26 protein-coding genes and 1 other RNA gene are annotated in these 22,239 nt (G+C 34.8%); 17 read left to right on the forward strand and 10 right to left on the reverse strand.

All coding sequences use genetic code 11. The annotated features are described in order from the left end of the window. Positions 1-23: 23 nt before the first annotated feature. Positions 24-347: RNase P RNA component class A (gene rnpB / locus NBX25_RS17025), an RNA gene on the reverse strand. Positions 348-501: 154 nt separating this feature from the next. Here rnpB and NBX25_RS17030 point away from each other — a divergent pair. From NBX25_RS17030 to NBX25_RS24925, 4 genes are all read left to right on the forward strand, one after another. After that, a complete protein-coding gene (locus tag NBX25_RS17030) occupies positions 502-993 on the forward strand; it encodes an RNA polymerase sigma factor (RefSeq protein ID WP_045500386.1) in 492 nt (163 codons plus the stop codon). Continuing rightward, on the forward strand, positions 986-1,660 hold the full coding sequence (locus tag NBX25_RS17035) for a DUF8845 family protein (protein ID WP_123910330.1): 675 nt from the start codon (positions 986-988) through the stop codon (positions 1,658-1,660). The genes NBX25_RS17030 and NBX25_RS17035 overlap by 8 nt, the downstream gene beginning before the upstream one ends. Positions 1,661-1,720: 60 nt before the next feature. Then, on the forward strand, positions 1,721-3,346 hold the full coding sequence (locus NBX25_RS17040; protein ID WP_250254496.1) for an AMP-binding protein: 1,626 nt from the start codon (positions 1,721-1,723) through the stop codon (positions 3,344-3,346). A gap of 94 nt (positions 3,347-3,440) precedes the next feature. Next, positions 3,441-3,605: a bacteriocin-like protein gene (locus NBX25_RS24925; protein ID WP_410493983.1), complete on the forward strand. Its 165-nt coding sequence runs from the start codon at positions 3,441-3,443 to the stop codon at positions 3,603-3,605. 46 nt (positions 3,606-3,651) lie between these two features. Here the strand turns inward: NBX25_RS24925 and rpoN are convergent, their stop codons facing one another. From rpoN to NBX25_RS17060, 4 genes are all read right to left on the reverse strand, one after another. After that, a complete protein-coding gene (gene rpoN / locus NBX25_RS17045; protein ID WP_123910326.1) occupies positions 3,652-5,115 on the reverse strand; it encodes an RNA polymerase factor sigma-54 in 1,464 nt (487 codons plus the stop codon). 159 nt (positions 5,116-5,274) lie between these two features. After that, the gene (asnS, locus tag NBX25_RS17050; RefSeq protein WP_123910324.1) at positions 5,275-6,723 is read right to left on the reverse strand and encodes an asparagine--tRNA ligase; all 1,449 of its coding nucleotides are present in this window, start codon (positions 6,721-6,723) and stop codon (positions 5,275-5,277) included. A gap of 111 nt (positions 6,724-6,834) precedes the next feature. Continuing rightward, complete coding sequence (locus NBX25_RS17055) at positions 6,835-7,434, reverse strand: CDP-alcohol phosphatidyltransferase family protein (protein WP_250254498.1); 600 nt, start codon at positions 7,432-7,434, stop codon at positions 6,835-6,837. Between the two features lie 11 nt (positions 7,435-7,445). Next, positions 7,446-8,108, reverse strand: coding sequence for an LA_2272 family surface repeat-containing protein (locus tag NBX25_RS17060; RefSeq protein ID WP_250254500.1), 663 nt, complete (start codon positions 8,106-8,108; stop codon positions 7,446-7,448). A gap of 174 nt (positions 8,109-8,282) precedes the next feature. Here NBX25_RS17060 and NBX25_RS17065 point away from each other — a divergent pair, with 174 nt between their 5' ends. The 6 genes from NBX25_RS17065 to NBX25_RS24810 all read left to right on the forward strand — a co-directional run bounded on the left by NBX25_RS17065 (position 8,283) and on the right by NBX25_RS24810 (position 13,719). Continuing rightward, the gene (locus tag NBX25_RS17065) at positions 8,283-9,212 is read left to right on the forward strand and encodes a helix-turn-helix domain-containing protein (protein WP_250254502.1); all 930 of its coding nucleotides are present in this window, start codon (positions 8,283-8,285) and stop codon (positions 9,210-9,212) included. Then, on the forward strand, positions 9,209-10,015 hold the full coding sequence (locus NBX25_RS17070; protein ID WP_250254504.1) for a helix-turn-helix transcriptional regulator: 807 nt from the start codon (positions 9,209-9,211) through the stop codon (positions 10,013-10,015). The genes NBX25_RS17065 and NBX25_RS17070 overlap by 4 nt, the downstream gene beginning before the upstream one ends. A 120-nt stretch (positions 10,016-10,135) precedes the next feature. After that, positions 10,136-10,975 (forward strand): SDR family NAD(P)-dependent oxidoreductase, encoded by an 840-nt coding sequence (locus NBX25_RS17075; protein ID WP_250254506.1) that lies wholly within the window; start codon positions 10,136-10,138, stop codon positions 10,973-10,975. Positions 10,976-11,076: 101 nt separating this feature from the next. Then, on the forward strand, positions 11,077-11,991 hold the full coding sequence (locus tag NBX25_RS17080) for a helix-turn-helix domain-containing protein (protein WP_123910312.1): 915 nt from the start codon (positions 11,077-11,079) through the stop codon (positions 11,989-11,991). An 84-nt stretch (positions 11,992-12,075) separates the two neighbouring features. Beyond that, complete coding sequence (locus tag NBX25_RS24805) at positions 12,076-13,095, forward strand: serine hydrolase domain-containing protein (protein ID WP_349815582.1); 1,020 nt, start codon at positions 12,076-12,078, stop codon at positions 13,093-13,095. A gap of 30 nt (positions 13,096-13,125) precedes the next feature. Next, on the forward strand, positions 13,126-13,719 hold the full coding sequence (locus NBX25_RS24810) for a serine hydrolase domain-containing protein (RefSeq protein ID WP_349815583.1): 594 nt from the start codon (positions 13,126-13,128) through the stop codon (positions 13,717-13,719). A 78-nt stretch (positions 13,720-13,797) separates the two neighbouring features. Here the strand turns inward: NBX25_RS24810 and rimM are convergent, their stop codons facing one another. The 4 genes from rimM to NBX25_RS17105 all read right to left on the reverse strand — a co-directional run bounded on the left by rimM (position 13,798) and on the right by NBX25_RS17105 (position 16,152). After that, positions 13,798-14,340: a ribosome maturation factor RimM gene (gene rimM, locus NBX25_RS17090; protein WP_250254508.1), complete on the reverse strand. Its 543-nt coding sequence runs from the start codon at positions 14,338-14,340 to the stop codon at positions 13,798-13,800. A gap of 14 nt (positions 14,341-14,354) precedes the next feature. Then, positions 14,355-14,909: a 30S ribosomal protein S16 gene (locus NBX25_RS17095; RefSeq protein ID WP_123910307.1), complete on the reverse strand. Its 555-nt coding sequence runs from the start codon at positions 14,907-14,909 to the stop codon at positions 14,355-14,357. A gap of 174 nt (positions 14,910-15,083) precedes the next feature. Continuing rightward, positions 15,084-15,593: a nitroreductase family protein gene (locus NBX25_RS17100; RefSeq protein WP_250254510.1), complete on the reverse strand. Its 510-nt coding sequence runs from the start codon at positions 15,591-15,593 to the stop codon at positions 15,084-15,086. Between the two features lie 109 nt (positions 15,594-15,702). Continuing rightward, positions 15,703-16,152, reverse strand: coding sequence for a hypothetical protein (locus tag NBX25_RS17105; RefSeq protein ID WP_123910303.1), 450 nt, complete (start codon positions 16,150-16,152; stop codon positions 15,703-15,705). A gap of 130 nt (positions 16,153-16,282) precedes the next feature. On the opposite strand from NBX25_RS17105, the gene NBX25_RS17110 reads away from it, so the two are divergent. Continuing rightward, on the forward strand, positions 16,283-16,645 hold the full coding sequence (locus NBX25_RS17110) for a DUF805 domain-containing protein (protein WP_123910301.1): 363 nt from the start codon (positions 16,283-16,285) through the stop codon (positions 16,643-16,645). A gap of 36 nt (positions 16,646-16,681) precedes the next feature. Here NBX25_RS17110 and NBX25_RS17115 read toward each other — a convergent pair whose 3' ends face one another. Next, the gene (locus tag NBX25_RS17115) at positions 16,682-17,206 is read right to left on the reverse strand and encodes an SRPBCC family protein (protein ID WP_250254512.1); all 525 of its coding nucleotides are present in this window, start codon (positions 17,204-17,206) and stop codon (positions 16,682-16,684) included. A gap of 215 nt (positions 17,207-17,421) precedes the next feature. Here NBX25_RS17115 and NBX25_RS17120 point away from each other — a divergent pair, with 215 nt between their 5' ends. The 6 genes from NBX25_RS17120 (at position 17,422) to NBX25_RS17145 (ending at position 22,162) form a co-directional block, all read left to right on the forward strand. Continuing rightward, a complete protein-coding gene (locus NBX25_RS17120; protein ID WP_250254514.1) occupies positions 17,422-19,440 on the forward strand; it encodes a M3 family metallopeptidase in 2,019 nt (672 codons plus the stop codon). Between the two features lie 38 nt (positions 19,441-19,478). Beyond that, on the forward strand, positions 19,479-19,862 hold the full coding sequence (locus NBX25_RS17125) for a tetratricopeptide repeat protein (protein ID WP_123910295.1): 384 nt from the start codon (positions 19,479-19,481) through the stop codon (positions 19,860-19,862). 4 nt (positions 19,863-19,866) lie between these two features. Then, positions 19,867-20,280, forward strand: coding sequence for an immunity protein PIM1 family protein (locus NBX25_RS17130; protein ID WP_123910293.1), 414 nt, complete (start codon positions 19,867-19,869; stop codon positions 20,278-20,280). Positions 20,281-20,301: 21 nt separating this feature from the next. Next, positions 20,302-21,000, forward strand: coding sequence for a M949_RS01915 family surface polysaccharide biosynthesis protein (locus NBX25_RS17135; RefSeq protein WP_123910291.1), 699 nt, complete (start codon positions 20,302-20,304; stop codon positions 20,998-21,000). An 82-nt stretch (positions 21,001-21,082) separates the two neighbouring features. Next, positions 21,083-21,283 carry a YqaE/Pmp3 family membrane protein gene (locus NBX25_RS17140; protein WP_185145564.1) on the forward strand — a complete coding sequence of 67 codons (201 nt, stop codon included), beginning with the start codon at positions 21,083-21,085 and terminating at the stop codon, positions 21,281-21,283. 147 nt (positions 21,284-21,430) lie between these two features. Beyond that, complete coding sequence (locus NBX25_RS17145) at positions 21,431-22,162, forward strand: class I SAM-dependent methyltransferase (protein ID WP_250254515.1); 732 nt, start codon at positions 21,431-21,433, stop codon at positions 22,160-22,162. Positions 22,163-22,239: the final 77 nt, after the last annotated feature.

Raw genomic sequence — 22,239 nt, forward strand, 5'->3', positions numbered from 1 at the left:
CTATAGCTTATAATTATCAAAAAATCACGAGAAAATCTATAAGCCGGATTTTGTACTTCCGAAGAAGCGCCTGTTATTTATCTACGTGGTACATTGCTGCAACACTTGAGCTGATTACCCCTCGGTTTTCAGGACGAGCCGCCCCTATTTCCATTGCTGAAAAGAACCGATATACTTACCATTGCACCGCAAAGAGTTTACCTGGTTTCACTACAGCCGAACTGTACTTGCTTTCTGTTGCACTTGTCCTACCCTCACGGGTGACGGATGTTATCCGCTTTGCTGCTCTATGGTGTCCGGACTTTCCTACCTCCCGTAAACGGGAAATCAACAAGCCGATTTTCTCGTAGGTGCAAAGATACATAAATTTCACGGGAAAAAATATAAGAGTGCTGGAAGCTTCAGGCTTCATGGTATGATGAGAATTATCTTTGATAATTTCACTATAATTATTCTTCCCCAATTACCACATTATTATTATCTTCGTGCCATTATACATCTATGGATTCCAGAGAGAAAGAATTTGCGCAGCTCATCAAAGATAATCAGGGCCTGATTATTAAGGTATCGCGCTTATATACCAATTCGCTGGAAGATGAAGAGGATCTTTTCCAGGAAATTGTCTTACAACTCTGGAGAAGTTATGACTCTTTCAAAGGAAATTCCAAGATTTCAACATGGATGTACCGTGTAGCGCTTAATACAGCCATTACCCTCTTTAGAAAAAAAAGCAAAAGTCTTCCTACAAATGAGCTGGACATCAACCACAAGGACTTTGTGGAAGATGATGATGAAAAACAGCAACAGATTTCGCTTTTGTATACTGTAATCAAGACTCTTCCTAATATAGAAAGAGCCATTGTGATGATGTATCTTGACGATCTGCCTTACAAGGACATTGCAGAAAACCTCGGAATTACTGAAGTTAATGCACGTGTGAAAATGAACAGATTAAAGAAAACCCTTAAAGAACAGATGGAAAAATATGCCTGAATTTGATTTAGATAACTTTAAAAAGACCTGGCAGGAACAACCTGTACAGCCAAAATATGATAACAGCGAGATTCGTCAAATGCTGAATAGAAAATCACGTAATTATGTAAAGTATATTTTCTGGATCAGCGTATTTGAGTTTTTGTTCTTTTCCGTTTTGGGCCTATTCTACTTCTTTCAGGATGATGAATCTGACGGATTCCGTAAAATATTGGAGAAACTGGGCACTCACGAAGCTCCCGAAGTGGAAAACAATTTCAGTCACTTTTATTTGGCCATTAAAATTCTGAGCGTATTAATTACAGCCTATTTTGTACTGAAATTCTACCAGAATTACCGTAAAATAAAGATCGAAGAGAACCTCAAAGGTCTTATTACCAGAATTATTGGTTTCAAAAAAACCGTCAATGCTTTCATTCTGATTAGTATCGTATTGCTACTGGCCTTTACTTTTGTATTGGTAGCTTTTATCTTTTACACTTTAAATTCCCAAAATATACAGCCTTCCGGTTCTGACCTTACTGTCATTATTGTTGCCATTACCATCAGTACCTTATTAGCCATATCTATGATCTGGGTTTATTACAGATTGGTGTATGGAAGTATCATCAAAAAACTTGATAAAAACCTGGAGCAGCTTAAAGAAATAGATTCTCAGGAAAATTAGCATTCATAGGCTATAGTTCAAGATATTATTGTTAATTTTATTTCACCAAATCTTTTTACTATGCCTTTATCATACGTTTATGGAGCATCTGACGTTCCATTATTAGGACAGACCATTGGAGGAAATCTTAAAAGTACTGTCGAAAAATTTCCTAACCAAGAAGCTCTTGTCTGTGTTCATCAGGATTACAGAGTTACTTACCAGGAATTTTACAACCAAACAACCGCTATTGCAAAAGCACTGATATTTTTAGGAGCAAAAATCGGTGACAGAATAGGAATATGGGCTTCTAACCGCTATGAATGGGTACTTTTGCAATATGCCACTGCCAGAATCGGAACCATTTTAGTCAATATTAATCCTGCTTACAGAACCCATGAACTTACGTATGTGCTCAATCAGTCCGAAGTTCGTTTTATTTTTTCTTCCTTAAGCTTTAAAAGCAGCAACTACAAAGAAATGGTTGAATATGCCAAGGAAGTATGCCCCACTTTAGAACATGAAATTTTCTTTGATGATAACTGGGAAGCCTTCGTAAACAATGGGCAAGAAGTTTCTGATGAAGTTCTCCATAGTTTTGAAGAACATGTACAGTTTGATGACCCCGTCAACATTCAATATACTTCAGGAACTACCGGGTTTCCAAAAGGAGTTACTCTTTCGCATCACAACATTTTAAATAACGGATACTTTATCGGTATCCGGTTAAAGTACACAGAAAAAGACCGTGTATGTATCCCTGTTCCCTTCTATCACTGCTTTGGCATGGTGATCGGAAATATATGCTGTACAGCTCATGGTGCCTGCATGGTGATTCCTAATGATAGTTTTGACCCTGATATTACATTAAAGGCTGTTTCAGATGAAAAATGCACCTCTCTATATGGTGTTCCTACTATGTTTATTGCTGAACTTGCCGTAAAAGATTTCGATACTTATGATTTTTCAAGTTTAAGAACCGGTGTGATGGCCGGTTCTGTATGTCCACCGGAAATTATGAAGAAAGTGGAAAATCTTATGAATATTAAAGAAATGAGCATCTGCTATGGAATGACAGAAACTTCTCCGGTATCTACACAAACTTTAATTGGGACTCCATTGGAAAAACAGGTCAGTACAGTAGGAACCGTTCAGGATCATCTTGAGATAAAAATCATTGATGAAAATGGAAAAATTCTGAAACGCGGTGAACATGGCGAGCTTTGTACAAGAGGCTACTCTGTTATGCTGAAATACTGGAATGATCCTGAAAATACAAAAAAGGTATTAGATGATGCCCGATGGATGCATACCGGTGACATGGCTGTTATGGATAAAGATGGCTATATTACCATTTCCGGAAGAATCAAAGATCTGATTATTCGGGGTGGAGAAAATATTTCTCCTAAAGAAATTGAAGACTTTTTATACACTTACACCAACATTCTGGATGTTCAGATCATTGGAGTACCCAGTGAAAAATTCGGAGAAGAAGTGATGGCTTGGGTAAAAGTAAGAAAAGGCTTTACGATTACAGAACAAGAGCTATTAGAATATTGTAAAGGAAAAATTGCCCATTATAAAGTTCCGAAATACTGGAAATTTGTAGATGAATTCCCAATGACTATTTCCGGAAAGATAAGAAAAGTGGAAATGAGAGAAGTTTCCATGAAAGAATTAGGATTGGGCAGTCTAAAAGAAATTTAACCCCCATTAACTTGTAATTTACAATACAATTACAAAAATAATTGTATATTAAAGCCAATACAATCTAATCAATAACACCCAATCTAAAACAACTATGAAAAACCTAAAAAAATTACAAAGAAATGAGTTGAAAAGTGTAACAGGAGGAGAAATTTGTTTCTGTCTGGTTAGTCCGGATGCCTGCTTTGAATTAAATATTAATAATGAAGGAAAACATTATTCTTTTGACTGTTGCACAATGACATGTAAACAGGATTAAAATCAATAAAAAAAGCATTTCAAATTTGAAATGCTTTTTTTATATTTTAAAGTTCTTTTCTTAATCTGGCAACAGGAATATTGAGCTGTTCACGATATTTTGCAATCGTTCTTCTGGCAATATTATAGCCCTGTTCTTTTAAGATCACTACCAAAGCATCATCTGTTAATGGTTTTCTCTTATTCTCTTTACTGATAACCTCCTGAAGGTGGGTTTTGATCTCCTTAGTAGAAACCTCTTCTCCGTCATCATTGGTTAAGCTATCTGAAAACAGATCCTTAAGGTAAACAATACCATTTGGGGTATCTGCATATTTACTTTTTACCACTCTGGAAATGGTAGAAATATCAAATCCGGTAATATCTGCCACATCTTTTAAGATCATTGGCTTCAGAGATTTCTCATCACCCGTAATAAAATAATCTTTCTGAAACTTAACAATAGCAGTAATGGTCTGTAATAAAGTATTCTGACGCTGATTAATTGCATCAATATACCATTTGGCAGCATCCAGCTTTTGTTTGATAAACAAAGCCGCCTGTTTATGCTCAGAAGAGTTCTTATCGTGTGAATAGGTGGTAAGAATATCTTTATATTCTTCAGATACTCTTAATGTAGGCGCATTTTTACTGTTAAGCATAGGAATAACCAGCCCATCTTTCACCTGAATTACAAAATCCGGGATAATTTCCTGGTTGATGGTAATGGTTTGGGTATCAAAGTTTCCTCCAACTTTTGGGGACAGTTTTGAAATTTCCTCTAATGCATCTTTCAGGTCTTCTTCCTCAATATCATACTTCTGGATAATCTTATTATAATGCTTATTCGTTAAAGCATCAAACTGATATCTCAAGATATTGGCAGCTAAAGAAACAGCTTTATCAGAGCTTACTTTCTTTTCGATCTGTAGTAATAAACATTCCTGAAGGCCTCTTGCTCCTACTCCAGGCGGATCCAGCTTCTGAACGTAATTTTCAAGGATATCATCTACTTTTTCCTTAGTAGTATAAATTCCTTGTGAGAAAGCAAGATCATCTACGATAGATTTAATCTCTCTTCTCAAATATCCGTCCGTATCAAGGTTACCGATCAGGTATTCTGCAATCTTCAGATCTTCTTCACTGATATTAACCAGATGAATCTGTTCTCTCAGATAATCATATAATGACTGTCCTTCCGTTAAAAGACTTTCATTGTCAAACTCTTCATCATCCGGAGAGTAGTTGCTGGAAGCGGTTTTATAGCTTGGTTCGTCGTCATAAAGATATTCATTAACGTCGAAATCTGTTTCAATACTTTCTGTACCCTCATCCTGATACGCATCTTCCAGGGAAGAATAATCATCTTCCTTAGAATCCTCCTTTACAATTTCCAAAGCAGGGTTTTCTTCTAACTCTCTCTCCAACTCCTCTTCAAATTCAAGAGTATGAAGCTGAATAAGCTTCATCAACTGGATCTGCTGAGGAGCCAGCTTCTGTCCTAATTTGAGTTGTAAGTGTTGTTTAAGCATATTAATATTGGCGTTTTAACATAACATATTCTACGAATTTAATAAATTTATTTGATAAAAAATACATTTAGCATGATTTTTGCTTTATACTTTTTACATAATAAACTATTGAAAAATAAAAAAAGCCTTATCTTGATGATTAAGGCTTTTTTTATAACTCTAGAATTCAGCGCTTTTCGGTGTCCTTGGGAAAGGAATTACGTCTCTGATATTCGTCATTCCTGTTACAAAAAGAACTAGTCTTTCTAATCCTAAACCGAAACCTGCATGCGGCACAGAACCGAATTTTCTAGTATCTAAGTACCACCAAAGTTCATGTTCATCTACATGCATATCTGCCATTTTCTGTTTTAAAACGTCTAATCTTGCTTCTCTTTCAGAGCCACCGATGATTTCACCAATACCTGGGAAAAGAACATCCATTGCAGCTACTGTTTTGTTGTCTTCGTTCAGCTTCATGTAAAAAGCTTTGATTTCTTTCGGATAATCGAACAATACAACCGGGCATTCAAAATGTTTTTCAACCAAAAATCTTTCATGCTCAGACTGAAGATCTGTTCCCCAACTTTCAACAGGGTAAGCAAATTTTCCTTTTTTGTTCTCTTTTGAGTTCATTAAAATTTCGATAGCCTCTGTATAGCTCACACGCTTAAAACGTTTAGCAATTACATTTTCAAGCTTCTCAATAAGACCTTCTTTTGCTCTTTCTTTTTCTGGTTTTGTCTTTTGTTCTTCAGCAAAACGATTGTCTAAGAACGCAAGATCATCTTTACAGTGATCCAATACATACTGGATTACATATTTTAAGAAATCTTCTGCAAGATCAATGTTATCTTCAAGGTTGTTGAAAGCAACTTCCGGCTCAATCATCCAGAACTCAGCAAGGTGTCTTGTTGTGTTTGAATTTTCTGCACGGAAAGTAGGTCCGAATGTATAAATTCTTCCCAATCCCATGGCTGCTGTCTCTCCTTCAAGTTGTCCCGAAACCGTAAGGTTGGTTTTTTTACCGAAGAAATCCTGTGCGAAATCAATTTCGCCCTCTTCAGTTTTTGGCATATTGTTCAGATCGAAGTTGGTTACTCCGAACATTTCTCCTGCTCCTTCAGCATCGGCTCCTGTAATTACCGGAGTATTGATATAGAAGAACTGGTTTTGGTTGAAGAATGAGTGAACGGCAAAGCTTACTGCGTGACGTACTCTGAAAACAGCTCCAAATAAGTTGGTTCTGAATCTTAAGTGTGCCTGCTCACGAAGTTTTTCCAAGCTGTGTTTTTTAGGCTGAAGAATGGTGCTTTGAAGCTCTTCTGTAAAGTTATCTCCTAAAATAATAATCTTTTTAGCAACAATTTCTACAGATTGTCCTGCTCCCTGGCTTTCCACTACTTCACCTACAACTTTAAGAGAAGAAGCTGTGCTAATATTCTTGATAAGTTCTTCATCAAAATTTTCGAAATCAACAACTATCTGCAAATTATTAATCGTAGAACCATCATTAAGTGCAATAAAGCGATTAGCACGGAATGATCTTACCCATCCGTAAACTGTAATGTCATGATGTAATACTTTCTTGTAATCCTTTAGGATTTCTTTGATCGTTTGCTTTTTCATTTGTTGATAATAAATTTTTGTATAAAAATTAATGGTCGCAAAGTTACAAAAAAACGGCGCAACTTGATGATTGCACCGTCTTTAAAAATCACTTATCAATTATTTAATACTTTAATTAAAGAAAATGGTCTTTTTTCTTTGCTTTCCATTTCTGATTTTCAGCGCATGATACCAACTGGGAACATCATATTGCCACTGGGGAAGGAACATAATAATCAGAATAACATCAATATGAGAAATCAATCCTAAGATTACTGCCAGATCAAAGGTCCAGCCTGCTTTCTGAAAGGCTATCAAATAGGTAAAGGCCAACAAAAGGCTTAATCCCCACATTTTTGACAAAAAGGCATGCGTACAGGTTTCTTTTCCAAATTTCCAGATGCTTATGATATAACATAAAGCTTCTATGATGAAGATCAGCAGTATACTTTTCCATTCATTAATAATCAGATCCGGGTTTAGGAAATAAGAAGCAAATCCCAATGAAAGCCAGAAAACAAGATCGGTCTGACTATCCATTCGTCTTAATTTTTCCGAAGAAATACCGGTTTTACGGGCAATAATTCCATCAAAAATATCAGTAAACAATCCAAAATACATTAGAATCAGAATAAGTTGACGAGCTGATTCTCCTACATAATATCCCAGATACAGAATAACAAAGGCTGTAATAAAACGCGATAAGATCAATAAATAAGGAATATTTTTCATGACTATTATTTTTAAAAATTAATAAGGGGTAAACTTCTCCTATCATTTTTGTTCCATATTCCAATCTGCAGCCCTTTCATTTTTTTAGATTTGTTAATAATACCTATTTGGACTCCTTTCATTTCATTTGAATAATTATGAATTCCTATCTGCAGTCCCTGCATTTTCTCCGAAGTATTAAAAGCGGATACACTTAAACCCCTCATGGTGGCTAGATCATTTCCCATTACAGAAATTAAAACTCCATTCCCTTGGTCTAAAGAATTTGCCCATCCAGCTACTGAAATTCCGCTTACTTTTTTCCCATAATTATACAGTGAAACAGATGTTCCATGATGAATTACTTTTTTCCCATATCCCGCAGTAGAAACTGTAAGTCCGTTTACAATGAGAAGAGTCCCATCATCTCTTTGTTTAGCTGAATCAGTAAACAACCACATTAGAATTCCTAAAGGATTAGGTTCTAGATTTAAACCATTGATTTTCTGAGTTTGTCCTGCGTGGTTTTCGAATAAGCTTCCTCCCAACCCTATAGCTATCCCATTTACTTCTTTTACTTTTGCGCTTAAAGGGGTCAGGGAAATTATTTTACTTTTTACTGCTGTAAGTGAGTCTTGTGCATATATTGCTTCTTGTAATAAAAAGAAACAGATCACTAAAATTTTTGTTTTCATAACTCATGATTTTAAAATTATATTTCAAAATTATCAGCCGAAAGCCAGGAATGAATGTGAAAAAAAATTAAAAAATTCATCCTATTTGTGAAAATCGCAAAACATATGGATAAGATGTTATCAAAAAAGGCTTTTTACTCTCAAAAAATATTACATTTGTGAAAATCACAAGCCATGCATCAGGAAACTTTATTAAAGGAAATCCGAAGAAAGATAGGGGACAGATCGTTGAATGATGAGATTGCTAATATTCTTAATATCAGCTATGATGCTGCCCATCGGCGGACTTCACTGAAGGCCAAATTCAGTTTTGAGGAAGCCCTTGAACTCGCCAGGTATTACCAGATATCACTAGATCAGTTTCTGGGAACAGAAAATCAATTGGTTGTTCAAAGAACACAGCCTGTAAAAACAACTGATGATCTTTTACATTACTTTGAAAATTCTCTTAAAATACTCAATGTTTTCCAGGATATTACAAACTCTAAAGTTTATTATTCAGCCAAGGATATTCCGTTCTTCTATACAATTTCAGACTCTATTTTATCCCGTTTTAAGTTTTATGTATGGATGAATTTATTGAATCAGGATAAGTTTTTAAGTCCTTTTCAGGATTTTAATATGCAATATCATTCAGTAAAAAATGAAATGCTCAGAGATTTATATAATAAACAAAATGTTACGGAGATCTGGAATGACACTACAATAATGAGTGCATTAAGGCAAATCAAATTTTATTCTGAAATGAGGTTACTGAATAACAATGATATTGAATTGATTCTTGAAGATCTTAAAAACCTGTTGATGGAACTGGAAAATAAAACGCTGGAAAAATCTAATTTTCAGATTTACATCAATGATCTGGTGATTCTCAACAACAGCATTTTATTTAAAAACGAACAGCAATGTTCCTTTTTTATTCCGTTCAGTATGTTCGGATATATGATGACGAATGATAAAATAACCTGTGAAGATTCATTGAGTTATTTCGAACATCAGATCAAGAATTCAAGATCACTGAATGAATCCGGAAACCGGGAAAGGAAAATGTTCTTCAATACAATGTATGAACAGATTGACCAACTAAAACAAAACCTATCATGAACACTCTTCGTAACGGCGAATATTTCGGAGAATCCAATCAAATAATCAATCTAGAAGGATTGACCATCACCGATACGGAATATACCCATTCTTATGTAGATTGGCATTATCACGAAAATGCTTACTTTACTTTTCTCTTGCAGGGCAATATGACGGAAGGCAACAAAAAAGAAACATACGGATGCTCAGCAGGAACATTGTTGTATCATCATTGGGAAGATCCACACTATAATATTAAACCGGATGTTTTTACCAGAGGTTTCCACATAGAAATCACTCAAAATTGGTTTGAAAAGTTTAATATTCAGAAAAACAAAGTTGAAGGCAGTTTCAATATTAAAGATCCAGCCTTCAAGTTATTGGCACATCAGATTTTTAAAGAAACAAAAACCAATGATATATCTCTCGAAATGGCAGTTAATCAAGTGTTATTACATCTTTTCAGTAGATTAACCCATGAGAAGGAAATCAAAGAAACAAAACCGTTGTGGGTAGGCCAGATTAATGAAATCTTACATGAAAATGTTGCTGAAGCCCTAAATCTCACCGAACTTTCTAAAATGTTGAATATCCACCCTACTCATTTAAGCAGAAATTTTCATAAATATTTCCATTGCAATCTGGGAGAATACCTCCGAAAATTAAAGATTAATAAATCTATGGAACTTCTCAATTCGCCTTCTTCATTAACGGATATTGCCCTGGAGTGCGGTTTTGCAGATCAAAGTCATTTCATCCGGTGCTTCAAAGAAAATATGGGAATTACTCCCTTGAAATACCGAAATCTCCTGAAAGTTCATTGAAATCTTTTCGAATAGAATCACCATTCACGATTTGGATACATCATTCCCCGATTTGGCTACATTTTACCTCCTGTAAGTTTTCATCTTTGTACCATCATTTAAACAAAAAAATATTTAAAAATGGAAACAAAAAAAGTATGGTTCGTGACAGGAGCTTCAAAAGGCTTAGGATTCGAGCTGGTAAAAAAATTATTATCCGAAGGATTTCAGGTTGCTGCTACCAGCCGTACCGTTGAATCCCTTATTTCTACCATTGGAGAAACTTCAGAAAATTTTCTTCCACTCAGCGTCAACATCACAGATAACGATGATATAAAATCCGCCATTGTTAAAACGGTGGAACATTTCGGCCGAATTGATGTAGTTGTCAACAATGCCGGCTACGGACAAATCGGGACGCTGGAGGAACTTACTGATGAAGAAGCAAGAAAAAATTATGCTGTGAATGTTTTCGGAACCTTAAATGTAATCAGAAATGCCATGCCTTATCTTCGTGAGCAAAGATCAGGAAACATCTTCAATATCTCTTCTGTCGGTGGATATTCTGCTAATTTTCCGGGTTGGGGAATTTACTGCTCAACAAAATTTGCTGTTGCCGGATTTACAGAAGCATTAGCTGAAGAGGTAAAAGATTTTGGGATTCATGCTACCGTTGTATATCCGGGATATTTCCGTACGGATTTCTTAAATAAAGATTCTGTGAGAACTCCATCAAATCCTATTCAGGCCTATGAAGCCGCAAGGCATTCTGAACAGGCTCACCTTAATGAAATCAATGGTAATCAGCCTAATGATCCAGTGAAAGCAGCTGATGTTCTGATCCAGATCAGCAAAGAGAAAAATCCTCCTGTTCATTTATTATTAGGAGTAGGAACAATGGAATTTCTAAATAATAAAATTGATATTTTAAAGAAAGATGCTGAAAAATGGGAAAATCTGACTGTTTCAACAGCAATTTAATATCATCATGATACCCTTCAGCTCCGTTCATTCTGAACGGAGCTGAAGGCTTTGTAAAACAATGTATTGTACTTTTTATAAAAACAATTACCTTAGCCTTTATGAAACAGCCTGTTCGTTTTAATACTATTGCAGATTTTCATGCTTTCTGCAGTCTTCCAAACCCTGAGCATCCCCTGATCAGCCTGATAGATTACAGTAAAGTACATTATATGGTGGAGGATGAAGAATTAAAATGGATACAGAATTTTTATTCCATCGGATTGAAGAAAAATGTCAATCCAAAATTCAATTATGGGCAGCAGCAATATGATTTCGATTCGGGAGTGTTGTGTTTTGTTTCACCACAGCAGTTTTTAAGTCTGGAAATAAGACAGGATATTCAGGTAGAACCTACTGGATTCTTATTGCTGATTCACCCTGATTTTCTTTGGAATACGTCATTAACAAAAAAAATAAAATCTTACGATTTCTTTAGCTACCAGGTGAAAGAAGCCCTTTTTCTTTCAGATAAAGAAGAAAAGATCATTCTTGAAATTCTTAAAAATATTGAACGTGAATATCAGTCAAATATTGATAAGTTCACCCAGGAACTGATTATTGCACAGATTGAATTGTTATTGATTTATTCTGACCGTTTTTATGAACGTCAGTTTTTTACCAGAAAAAAATCAAGTCATGAATTGCTGCATAAATTTGAAGAGCTTCTTTCCGGATATTTTGAAAGCGGAAGTCTCGTAGAAAATGGAATTCCCTCTGTGAAATGTATAGCTGAACAGATGAATATTTCACCCAATTACCTTGGTACCCTACTTCGTCTTCATACTCAGCAAAATACACAGCAGCATATTCAGAATAAATTAATTGATTCAGCGAAAGAACGTTTAAGCACGACAAGTTTATCCGTGAGTGAAATTGCTTATGAACTTGGTTTTGAACATCCACAGTCTTTCAGTAAGTTGTTTAAACAAAAAACGAATCAGTCACCAGGAGAATTTAGAAAGCGGTTCAATTAGAATACATGATTATAAAATAGCATGTTAATTTCATTCTATTTTACTGTAAAGAAGTTTATTATTTTTGTTTAAATACTTCTTGCCATGAGAACAGCTCTATTATTGATTTTTATTTTCACCTTCTATCTTTACCAAGGACAAAGCAAAAATATTATCAATCCAGAAAAAATTGAAAATCCTATTCAACAAAAATATTCCGGGAAAATTGTATTCCTGAACAAAGCTGTTTCACTTGAAAACCTCAAAGATTTAGATATTATTACTTCTTCAGTATTTCAGGAAAACGGAGATCTTGGTATTTATGTTTTTTTTGACAATTCTCTGATCAACTACCTTCATAAGCTTGAACCTAATTGGACTGCGGATGAACTCCTTAAAAAAGGAAACTTTCAATTCTCATTTTATGTTGACGAAAAACTGATTTATAAAGAAAATCTCAATACAGGTGCCGAAACTTCAGAAAATAAAAAAATGAAGACCACATTAAGAATTCCTCTTCTCAGCAGTAAGAATGAAGATTCATGGGGAAGGTACTTATGGATGCGTTTTTATAGGGGTCATGACGGAATTGATGCCCTGGCTGAGGGAGACCACGTTTTAAAAATTGAAATCCGTCCCTATCTGAATACAGGATCTATTATTACAGGAAACATTATTGCAGAAGGGCAAATCCGTCTTAATGTTCCTAAACAGAATATTCCTGAACATCAAATCGCAATTCAGCCTGTCATGCCTGACATCGGATGGAAGGTTTCTGAAGAAAAACTGAATATTGCAACGATCAGAAATCTAAACAAAAAAATTGCGGAAGAAAGGTTCAAAAATATTACCAGCATTGTTGTTATTAAAAATGAAAAGCTTCTTCTTGAAGAATATTTTAACGGATCAGGAAGAGACTCTTTACAGGATACACGTTCGGTTGGAAAAACATTTGCTTCCGCATTGATGGGAATCGCTATTCAAGAGGGTTTTATTAAAAACGAATATCAAAATCTAAAGGATTTTTATGATTTAAAATCTTTTGAAAATTACTCACCCCGAAAAGATAGTGTTACTATAAAAAGCTTATTAACAATGAGCTCGGGTTTTGATGGTAATGACTAGGACTCTGAATCTCCAGGGAATGAAGAAAATATGTATCCTACCGATCATTGGGTAAAATTCACATTGAATTTGCCTATGACTGAAAATAAAATCGGTAAAAACTGGAATTATTTTACAGCTGGAGTTGTAGTAACAGGTGATATTTTAGATAAATCTCTTCCCAAAGGATTGAAAGACTATGCTGATAAAAAATTATTTCGGCCTCTTGGAATTAAGAGCTATAAATGGCAGTTTACTCCTCAACAAAAGCCTTCTTTAGCAGGCGGCTTACGGATGAGAGCCTTAGATTTTGCAAAGTTCGGACAATTATATAAAAATAAAGGGAGCTGGAATGAAAAAATGATATTAAATACGAATTGGATAAAGAAATCTTTCACTAACTATTTCTCAGATAATAAAGATTTTGAAGGCTATGGATATTTGTTCTGGAGGAAAATTTATAAAGTGGGAAACAAAAATCTGGAAGCTTATCAATGTAGTGGGAATGGAGGAAACAAGATTATTGTATTTGTAGATGTACCAATTGTAATGGTTATTACAGCTACAGCATATAATAAACCCTATGCACATTCACAGGTTGATAAAATTATACAGGAATATTTATTACCAGCTATTTATGAGTAATAAAATGGGTAATGAGTAATAAAAAATGGTGAATAAAGTGAATAATCAATAGTGAATTGATTATCACACAAAGAAAATTTATTCGTCTTTCTTAGATGGAACTAGAAATACATCAATAAGACCTTCAGGAAGTTTCATTTTGATTGTTCTTTGTTCCCTGTCAACTTCAAGAATCCACTCTTTAATCATAGGAATAACCACTTCTTTTCCATCCAGATTGGTGATGAAATACACCTGTGCTGTCTGATCGTTTACAGATCTGATAACCCCACAGTTGTTATCATGTTCATCAAGAATTTCAAATCCGATGATTTCGTGGTAATAGAATTGTTTTCCTGAAAGTTTAGGCAATGTAGTCAACGGCAGGTAAACATTTTTACCTAAAACCTGATCTACTATTGCTTCAGAAGAGTTTTTGAATGCAAGATTCAGAGCATCTAATTTGCTCCATGATGATTTTTCAATAAAAAATGGAACCAATAATCCGTTGATTTCAACGAATATTGATTCCAATTTATTGTAAAGCTCGGGCTGGTCGGTATCCAATTTAAGGATAACGTTGCCCGCAAGTCCGTGTCTGCGTGTTATTTTCCCCAACAAATAGCAATCTTCTTTACGCATAACCGGAAATGTTCTTAAGCTTCAGTGTTTTCTTCAGTTTCAGCAGCAGCTTCTCCTTCTGTAGCTACTTCTTCAGCAGGTGCGTTTGCAGCCTCTTCAGCAGCTTTAGCATCAGCTTCAGCTTGTGCAGCAGCAGCAATTCTAGCTTCGTTTACTTTTGCTTCAGCTTCTAAAGCAGCTTTTTTAGCATCAGATTTAGCAGTTGCTAAACCTTCAACTTTACCTTGTACTTTAGATTCTTTAGTATCTAACCAAGCGTTAAATCTTTTTTCAGCTTCAGCTTGATCAAAAGCTCCTTTAGCAACACCACCTTGTAAGTGTTTTTTGTAAAGAGCACCTTTGTAAGATAAAATAGCTCTAGCAGTATCAGTAGGCTGAGCACCGTTGTTTAACCACTGTACAGCAGAATCAACGTTCAACTCGATAGTTGCTGGGTTAGTAATTGGGTTGTAAGTTCCTAGTTTTTCGATGAATCTACCATCTCTTCTAGCTCTAGAATCTGCAACCACGATGTGGAAGAAAGGTTTTCCTTTTTTACCGTGTCTTTGTAATCTGATTTTTACTGACATAATGTTTGAATTTTACGGGAACTCGTCCCAGTTAAATATTTAAGAGTGCAAAGATAGACAAAAATTCTGATTGAACAATGGTTTAATGTAACAATTTATCAATCTAGCAATGTAACCATATTCTGACCCTCTTTTGTAAGAATTTAACTGGTGCATTGGTAAACTGTTATATTGTTATATTTGTCCCATATAGAAAAGCCCCAGACACTTCTGGTTTTCTTCTATCGTCAAAGATTCTTTCAAATGGTCAACAATTGTAGGAGAACTCCAGTAACAGCCAATATTATTAGCTGTACAGCTCAAATACATATTTTGTACAGCCATTGAAGTAGCCGCAATTTCTTCCCACTCAGGAACCATTCCGCTGAAATTAACGACAATAGAAACAACTACATTAGCTTTATTGATTTTAAAACCAATATCATTATATTTTTTCTCTAAGAATAATTGTTCAGGCTGAGTGGCTTTATAGATCGCCTGCATTTCTGAAGCCAGTTTTGCCTTTTCCTCTCCTTTGAATATTTTGAAACGCCAAGGCTTAGTACGCTTATGATTGGGAGCTAAAGTGGCTGAATGTAAAATTTCATCAATAACTTCCTGAGAAATTTCTGCCTCCGTATAATCTTTCGGGAAAACACTTCTTCTTTGCTCTATGATTTCTTTTAAAACTTCTGCTTTATTCATAGAGCCAAAAATACAACATGTAAGTTAATTTACAGGAGAATAGATAAAGATTTTGATTTGGGATACTAGGTTTTGAGTGGTAAGAGTGGTATTGGTTGAAGAAATAAAATCATAACACTTCTATGATTTTCTGATGAATTTTATTCAATGTAAACTCATCTCCTGCTTTCATTCCCATCATTTTTTTGGCCATAGGACTTTCAGAAGAAATGGCGTAGAACCGGTCTCCTTCAAAGAAAAATTCGCCTAATGACACAGAAATATAAAAACGGGCTTTATTAGTAATCACTAAGGAGCCCAGCTGAACTCGGTCTGTAGAGGTATTCAAAACTTTTCCCATATTTCGTTTGAGATCATTTAAAGCACCAAGCTGTCGCTGCATCTGATAGATTTCCTCCTGCATTTCTTCCCGCATGCTATCATACTTTGGTGTTTTTTTGATATCACGACTGGCCTCCAGAGTAAATTCAATGAAGTTTTTAAGCTTTTCAATTTTTTCTGCAATGGTATTTTTTACAAAGTCTCTGATATCTCTTTTTTCAAATACGGTCTTCTCCATACAATCGTTTCTTTATATAAAGATAATATTTTTCTAATAATATTGTTTGACTTAGTCTACAATTACTCTTTTCAAAATATTTCTTTTTTGAGAATTATGTTTAGATTTGCCTTTTTTAAAACTAAAAATCATGTTTAAATCACCATTTTCATTTGATGGGCGAATCAGAAGAACAGAATATGGATTATCATATCTTATATACCTGGTATTTTATGTTCCTTTCAATATTTATTTTCAGCTTAACCAGGAACCTTCAGGAATGGTTATGATACTTTTCTTTATCCTTCTTATTCCGTCTCTTTGGTTTCTTCTTGCACAGGGTGCAAAAAGATGTCATGACAGGGGAAACTCCGGTTGGTTTCAGCTAATTCCTTTTTATAGTTTATGGATGCTATTTGCAGAGAGCGACCACGGGCCTAATGAATACGGACCTAATCCTAAAGGAGAAGGAAATTATAACGCGATTAACGAGATCGGTAGAAAAGAAATTTAATCAATAAGCCTTGCACATTGTACAAGGCTTCTATTTTTATTTTTCTGATAATTTCTTCAGGTCATTCAGTCCCTGCCCAAACATTTTATCCATATTGCTTTCCATCATAGGTTTCATAATCTTCATCATGGCATTCAGTTCATTATCAATCATCCAGGTTACTTTTGTTCCATTACCTTCAGGAGTCAGTACCATGTTACTTTTAGCATTTCCTTCAAAGGGTTTTATGAAATGAAGCTGCGTAGTCAATTTTTCATTGGGGCTAATGGCTGTGATGGATTGTTCTCCTTCACTGTCATCTCCTTTCCAGTGATAAGAATCTCCTATTTTATCTCCTTCACCGGAATAAGTAATTTTAATATTTTTTATTTCTTTAGAAAAAGGATCCCACATATTATATCCTTTTAAAGAACCTGTATATTGCCAAACTTTTTCTTTGGGAGCATTAATGACAATAGATTTTTCATAATGATAATCTTTACTGAAAGCCAGCATAGCAATAACAGCATATACAATAACCAGCAAAAGGATAATGCCGATAAATTTTAAGAGTGTTTTCATAGTCTATATAATATTTAAGGTTATTTATTTCAAAATGAAGATCTCATCTGCTTTCAAAATTAAATATTCTGACATCATCCCCTCTTTGCATAGGACAAGATTATTTAAAGATAAGGCATTTTTGTCATAACTTGGCTTTCAGGCATTATTTTTGAGACTTTCAGCTTGGATTCTCCGATGAATCCTTACATTTACGTTTAACTAAAAATCGAAAAATGAATATTTTAATAGAAAAATTCAACACACCATATCACTCAGCACCTTTCGGTGACATTAAAAATGAAGATTACGTTCCTGCTTTCAAGGAATTAATTCAAAAATCTGAAGAAGAAATCAATGCTATTGTTGACAACCCTGAAGCACCCACTTTTGAAAATGTTATTGAGGCATTAGCTTATTCCGGTGAGCAACTGGATGTGGTATCGAATGTCTTTTTCAATTTAAATTCTGCTGAAACCAGTGACGAAATCCAACAGATTGCTCAGGAAGTTTCCCCGATTTTAACGGAATACTCTTCCAAAATCTCTCAAAATGAAGCCCTTTTCAATAAAATCAAAAAGGTATATGATGAAAAGGAACAATATAACCTTAATGAGGAACAGGAAATGCTTTTGAATGAAACCTATAAAGGTTTTGTAAGAAGTGGTGCCTTACTGAATGAAGAAGACAAGGAAAAATTAAAGAAGATCAGCATGGATCTTTCTATAAAATCCCTACAATTCGGACAAAATGTACTGGCTTCTACCAATGCTTATTTCAAACATATTACAGATAAAGAACAATTAGCCGGAATTCCGGAAGCGATTGTTGAACAATTTGCTGAGGAAGCTAAAGAAAGAAATCTTGAAGGCTGGGTGGTTACGTTACAATATCCAAGCTATATCCCATTCATGACGTATGCTGAAAACCGTGAACTGAGAAAGGAACTGGCATTGGCGAATGGTAAAAAGTCTTTTGATGGTGGAGAATATGACAATCAAAATCTCATCAAAGAACTTCTCCAGTTAAAACAACAGAAAGCTGAACTTTTAGGCTATAAAAATTATGCAGATTTTGTTCTGGAAGAAAGAATGGCAAAATCTCCGGCAAAGGTTATTGATTTTCTCAATGAGCTTTTAACGAAGGCTACTCCTTACGCTGCCAAAGAAATTGACGAATTAAAATCTCTGGCAAAAGCCGATGGAGTTGAAGAAATGCAAAATTATGATCACGCTTTCTATGCTGAAAAATTGCGTAAAGAAAAATATGATCTTAATGATGAAGAACTGAAGCCTTATTTCCCGTTAAATCAAGTTCAGGATGCTGTTTTTGGATTGGCAGGTAAACTATTCGGATTAACTTTTGAAGAAAGAAATGACATTCCGAAATACCATGAAGATGTAAAAGTTTATGAAGTAAAAGAAAACGGGAATTATAAATCTCTCCTTTATGTAGATTATTTCCCAAGAAAAGGGAAAAGAGCCGGCGCATGGATGACCAGCTATAAAAATCAATATAAGCAGAATGGAGAAAACTCCCGTCCGCATATTTCTATTGTTTGTAACTTCAGTAAACCTACAAAAGATACCCCTAGCTTGCTGACCTTCCAGGAAGTAACGACTTTATTCCACGAATTCGGGCATGCTCTCCACGGAATGATGGCTGACACTCAATATCCTACTCTATCAGGAACTTCTGTAAAATGGGATTTTGTGGAACTTCCCTCTCAATTTTTAGAAAACTTCTGTTATGAACCTGAGTTCCTGAAAACATTTGCCAAACATTATAAAACCGGAGAAGTTCTTCCTGACGAAAAAATTGAAAAGATTGAGCAGTCTAAAAACTTCATGGAAGGATACCAGACTTTAAGACAACTAGGTTTCGGATTACTGGATATGAACTATCATACAAAAGTTGCAGAGCTGGAGAATGAAACTGTAAAAGAGTTTGAAGATCAATACACCAAAGCGACAGCACTTTATCCAACCAATCCTGAAACCGCGATGAGTCCAAGTTTCTCTCATATTTTCCAGGGTGGATATTCTGCAGGATATTATTCTTACAAATGGGCAGAAGTATTGGATGCTGATGCATTCCAGTATTTTAAGGAAAATGGAATCTTCAACCCTGAAATTGCATCCAAATACAAAGTACTTCTTTCTTCAGGTGGAACAAAAGATCCTATGGAACTATATAAGGCGTTCAGAGGAAGTGAGCCCAAGGTAGAAAGTTTATTAAAAAGGGCTTTTGGATAGTAAAAAATTTAATACGAAGGAAAAACCTTCAAAAACAAATGAATAACATATCACAAAGACTTGAAAATGTAAAAAAACTTCAGGCGAAAAGGTGGGAGAATGAAGATCATTGGGATGAACTAAACGATCTTTTAGTGAAAGAATTAGATGAAATTCTGCTTATTGAACCTGAGAATACTTCTGCACTCATCAACATGGGTGCAATCTATTCCGATATGGGAGAAAATGAGAAAGCTTTGGATTATTTAAAAATGGCTTTAAATCTGGGCTCGGTAGATAAAAACCTTTTCGTAAATCTGGCCATCGTTATGATTTATATGGAAAAGCATCAGGCTGAATATTTAGAATATCTGGAGGACGCTGAGGGAAAAATTGAGAATCCGCTTACTTTTAAAGCTTATTTTGACCCCCAATCTCATTAAAATTATGATAGAGAAATTAAAAAAATTAGAAGCAGCTTTTAATGAGTCATTAAAGGCTGCTCTTGTCAATATTACCCCTGAAAAGATTGATGAAATCCTCAACAACAGAGATTCTTCAGAATTTTCTGATGCATGGATGAAAGCATACCAGGCAGTTGATGGAAAAGAAATAGACGAAGAAACCGAAGATGCTGTTACGCATATCCGTAAAGATATTTTTATCTCTATGTTCAAAGCTACCAGTTCTTCTGAGCTGCCAGCGTATATTTCTGATGACTTTGGATTAATTTCGTCTTACTATATTCACGATATTGAAAACAGTTGGGTAACCAATTTACTGTTTACTTATCTTAAGCATCAGATTCCTCAGGGAGACTTGATGGATACAGAGAAAACGATAAATGAATTGATTCAATAAATCAGAAAAGAAAAATAATCTATGAAAAAAACGCACCTACTCTATTGCCTTCCGTTTCTATTCTTTTTACACTGTAAAGAAGAAAAGAAAAATTCAATTTCAGAAACTCAATCACCGGAAGTTAATCAGGTAGAAAAAACAGATTCTTTGGTTACTACAAGAATTGATTCTTCCCAAGTTCCAAAAGCATTAAAATATAAAGGAAATTTCAAAGAAGGATTCCAATGGAAAGATAAAACAGGAGAATATATAGTTGTTACATCTGAAACCGGAAAGTACAGAAATGAAAATTTTCCTCATGAAAATGATGATAGTGCAGATGCTGAAGTTTTTGGGCAATCTTACTCTTTAGAAAATAATCAGCTGGTATGGAAAGTCAATGATTTTGTCAAAGACTGTATGGTAGATATAGATGCTGAGTTTAAGAAAAATACTTTAAGCGTAACAGATCTTGATAAAAACGGTATTGCTGAAGTCTGGATCATGTATAAAATTGCCTGCAAAGGTGATGTAAGTCCTTCAGATTTAAAGATTATCATGTATGAAGGAAAGCAAAAGTTTGCCATGCGTGGACAAACAAAAATCCGAACAGGAATGGAAAATCATGGTAAACCTGTATTTGAAGGAGGATCTTATACCTTTGATAAGGCTTTTCAACAAGGCCCAAAAACTTTCAGGGATTATGCTGAAGAATTATGGAATAAGAATAGGGAAGATTAATTGTCTGTGATTTTCTACTTTATCCTAAAAATCAATACATTTGACAAATAAAAACGATATCATAACCTTAAAAATTTAAATCATGTTTTTAGCAATTGTACTTCCTTTTCTATCCTTTATTGTTAGGGGAAAAGTTCTCACCGGAATCATTTGTTTTTTCTTACAGATTACTTTAATTGGCTGGCTTCCTGCTGCCATCTGGGCAGTGATGTCTTTAAATAATGAAAGAGCCAATGAGCGGAACGAAAAATTAATCCGTGCTGTACGTGAAAGTCAAAAATAAATCATTTGCAATTTATACTCAATCCTTTATTTACATAAAGGATTTTTTTTTGAAAAATTTTGAATCAGCGTTTTAAAACTTTTTCAGCTAATAATCGTAAATTTATAGTTCATTAATTCCGTTTAAAAGCTGTAAATTTTTCCCGCCATGAAAGAAAATAAATACGATAACCCGTCTTTTTTTGACCAGTATGAGAAGATGCTCCGTTCCCAGTTGGGATTAGAGGGAGCCGGAGAATGGCATGCCCTGAAAAATATGTTACCGGATTTTAAAGATAAAAATGTGCTTGATCTTGGCTGCGGATTCGGGTGGCATTGTCGGTATGCTATGGAAAATGGAGCAAAATCTGTTATTGGTATTGATCTTTCAGAAAAAATGCTGACCAGAGCACAAGAAATTAACAATCTCGAAGGAATTCTCTATGAAAGAAAAGCATTAGAAGATGTTGATTATCCCGCAGAACAATTTGATGTTATCTTAAGTTCATTAACACTGCATTATGTGGAATCATTCGATAGAATTTCTCAAAATATCTATCGATGGCTTACTTCAGGCGGCCATTTTGTATTCTCTGTGGAACACCCTGTTTTTACTGCTGAAGGAGGTCAGGATTGGATGTACAATAAAGATGGAGAGAAAATAGCCTGGCCAGTTGACCGGTATTTTATGGAAGGAAAAAGAAATACTACATTCTTAGGAGAAAATGTCATCAAGTATCACAGAACTGTTACCTCCTATCTGAATGTCTTATTAAAACATGGCTTTAAGATCAAAGAAATCATTGAACCTGAACCTAATCATGAAATGCTGAAAGAGATCCCAGAAATGAAAGATGAACTCCGAAGACCCATGATGTTACTAATTTCAGTAGAAAAATAGAAACTTATTTACCCGGTATACAACAAAAATAATTTTTAATGTCACTTAGTATATTGTATAACATAGTAATTAAAATA

The organism is Chryseobacterium sp. Marseille-Q3244, from assembly GCF_940807095.1.
Taxonomy (GTDB): Bacteria; Bacteroidota; Bacteroidia; order Flavobacteriales; family Weeksellaceae; genus Chryseobacterium.

Coding starts and splice junctions, on each gene's coding strand:
- NBX25_RS17030 (WP_045500386.1), top strand. CDS start 502: ATGGATTCCAGAGAGAAAGAATTTGCGCAGCTCATCAAAGATAATCAG.
- NBX25_RS17035 (WP_123910330.1), top strand. CDS start 986: ATGCCTGAATTTGATTTAGATAACTTTAAAAAGACCTGGCAGGAACAA.
- NBX25_RS17040 (WP_250254496.1), top strand. CDS start 1,721: ATGCCTTTATCATACGTTTATGGAGCATCTGACGTTCCATTATTAGGA.
- NBX25_RS24925 (WP_410493983.1), top strand. CDS start 3,441: ATGAAAAACCTAAAAAAATTACAAAGAAATGAGTTGAAAAGTGTAACA.
- rpoN (WP_123910326.1), bottom strand. CDS start 5,115: ATGCTTAAACAACACTTACAACTCAAATTAGGACAGAAGCTGGCTCCT.
- asnS (WP_123910324.1), bottom strand. CDS start 6,723: ATGAAAAAGCAAACGATCAAAGAAATCCTAAAGGATTACAAGAAAGTA.
- NBX25_RS17055 (WP_250254498.1), bottom strand. CDS start 7,434: ATGAAAAATATTCCTTATTTATTGATCTTATCGCGTTTTATTACAGCC.
- NBX25_RS17060 (WP_250254500.1), bottom strand. CDS start 8,108: ATGAAAACAAAAATTTTAGTGATCTGTTTCTTTTTATTACAAGAAGCA.
- NBX25_RS17065 (WP_250254502.1), top strand. CDS start 8,283: ATGCATCAGGAAACTTTATTAAAGGAAATCCGAAGAAAGATAGGGGAC.
- NBX25_RS17070 (WP_250254504.1), top strand. CDS start 9,209: ATGAACACTCTTCGTAACGGCGAATATTTCGGAGAATCCAATCAAATA.
- NBX25_RS17075 (WP_250254506.1), top strand. CDS start 10,136: ATGGAAACAAAAAAAGTATGGTTCGTGACAGGAGCTTCAAAAGGCTTA.
- NBX25_RS17080 (WP_123910312.1), top strand. CDS start 11,077: ATGAAACAGCCTGTTCGTTTTAATACTATTGCAGATTTTCATGCTTTC.
- NBX25_RS24805 (WP_349815582.1), top strand. CDS start 12,076: ATGAGAACAGCTCTATTATTGATTTTTATTTTCACCTTCTATCTTTAC.
- NBX25_RS24810 (WP_349815583.1), top strand. CDS start 13,126: ATGTATCCTACCGATCATTGGGTAAAATTCACATTGAATTTGCCTATG.
- rimM (WP_250254508.1), bottom strand. CDS start 14,340: ATGCGTAAAGAAGATTGCTATTTGTTGGGGAAAATAACACGCAGACAC.
- NBX25_RS17095 (WP_123910307.1), bottom strand. CDS start 14,909: ATGTCAGTAAAAATCAGATTACAAAGACACGGTAAAAAAGGAAAACCT.
- NBX25_RS17100 (WP_250254510.1), bottom strand. CDS start 15,593: ATGAATAAAGCAGAAGTTTTAAAAGAAATCATAGAGCAAAGAAGAAGT.
- NBX25_RS17105 (WP_123910303.1), bottom strand. CDS start 16,152: ATGGAGAAGACCGTATTTGAAAAAAGAGATATCAGAGACTTTGTAAAA.
- NBX25_RS17110 (WP_123910301.1), top strand. CDS start 16,283: ATGTTTAAATCACCATTTTCATTTGATGGGCGAATCAGAAGAACAGAA.
- NBX25_RS17115 (WP_250254512.1), bottom strand. CDS start 17,206: ATGAAAACACTCTTAAAATTTATCGGCATTATCCTTTTGCTGGTTATT.
- NBX25_RS17120 (WP_250254514.1), top strand. CDS start 17,422: ATGAATATTTTAATAGAAAAATTCAACACACCATATCACTCAGCACCT.
- NBX25_RS17125 (WP_123910295.1), top strand. CDS start 19,479: ATGAATAACATATCACAAAGACTTGAAAATGTAAAAAAACTTCAGGCG.
- NBX25_RS17130 (WP_123910293.1), top strand. CDS start 19,867: ATGATAGAGAAATTAAAAAAATTAGAAGCAGCTTTTAATGAGTCATTA.
- NBX25_RS17135 (WP_123910291.1), top strand. CDS start 20,302: ATGAAAAAAACGCACCTACTCTATTGCCTTCCGTTTCTATTCTTTTTA.
- NBX25_RS17140 (WP_185145564.1), top strand. CDS start 21,083: ATGTTTTTAGCAATTGTACTTCCTTTTCTATCCTTTATTGTTAGGGGA.
- NBX25_RS17145 (WP_250254515.1), top strand. CDS start 21,431: ATGAAAGAAAATAAATACGATAACCCGTCTTTTTTTGACCAGTATGAG.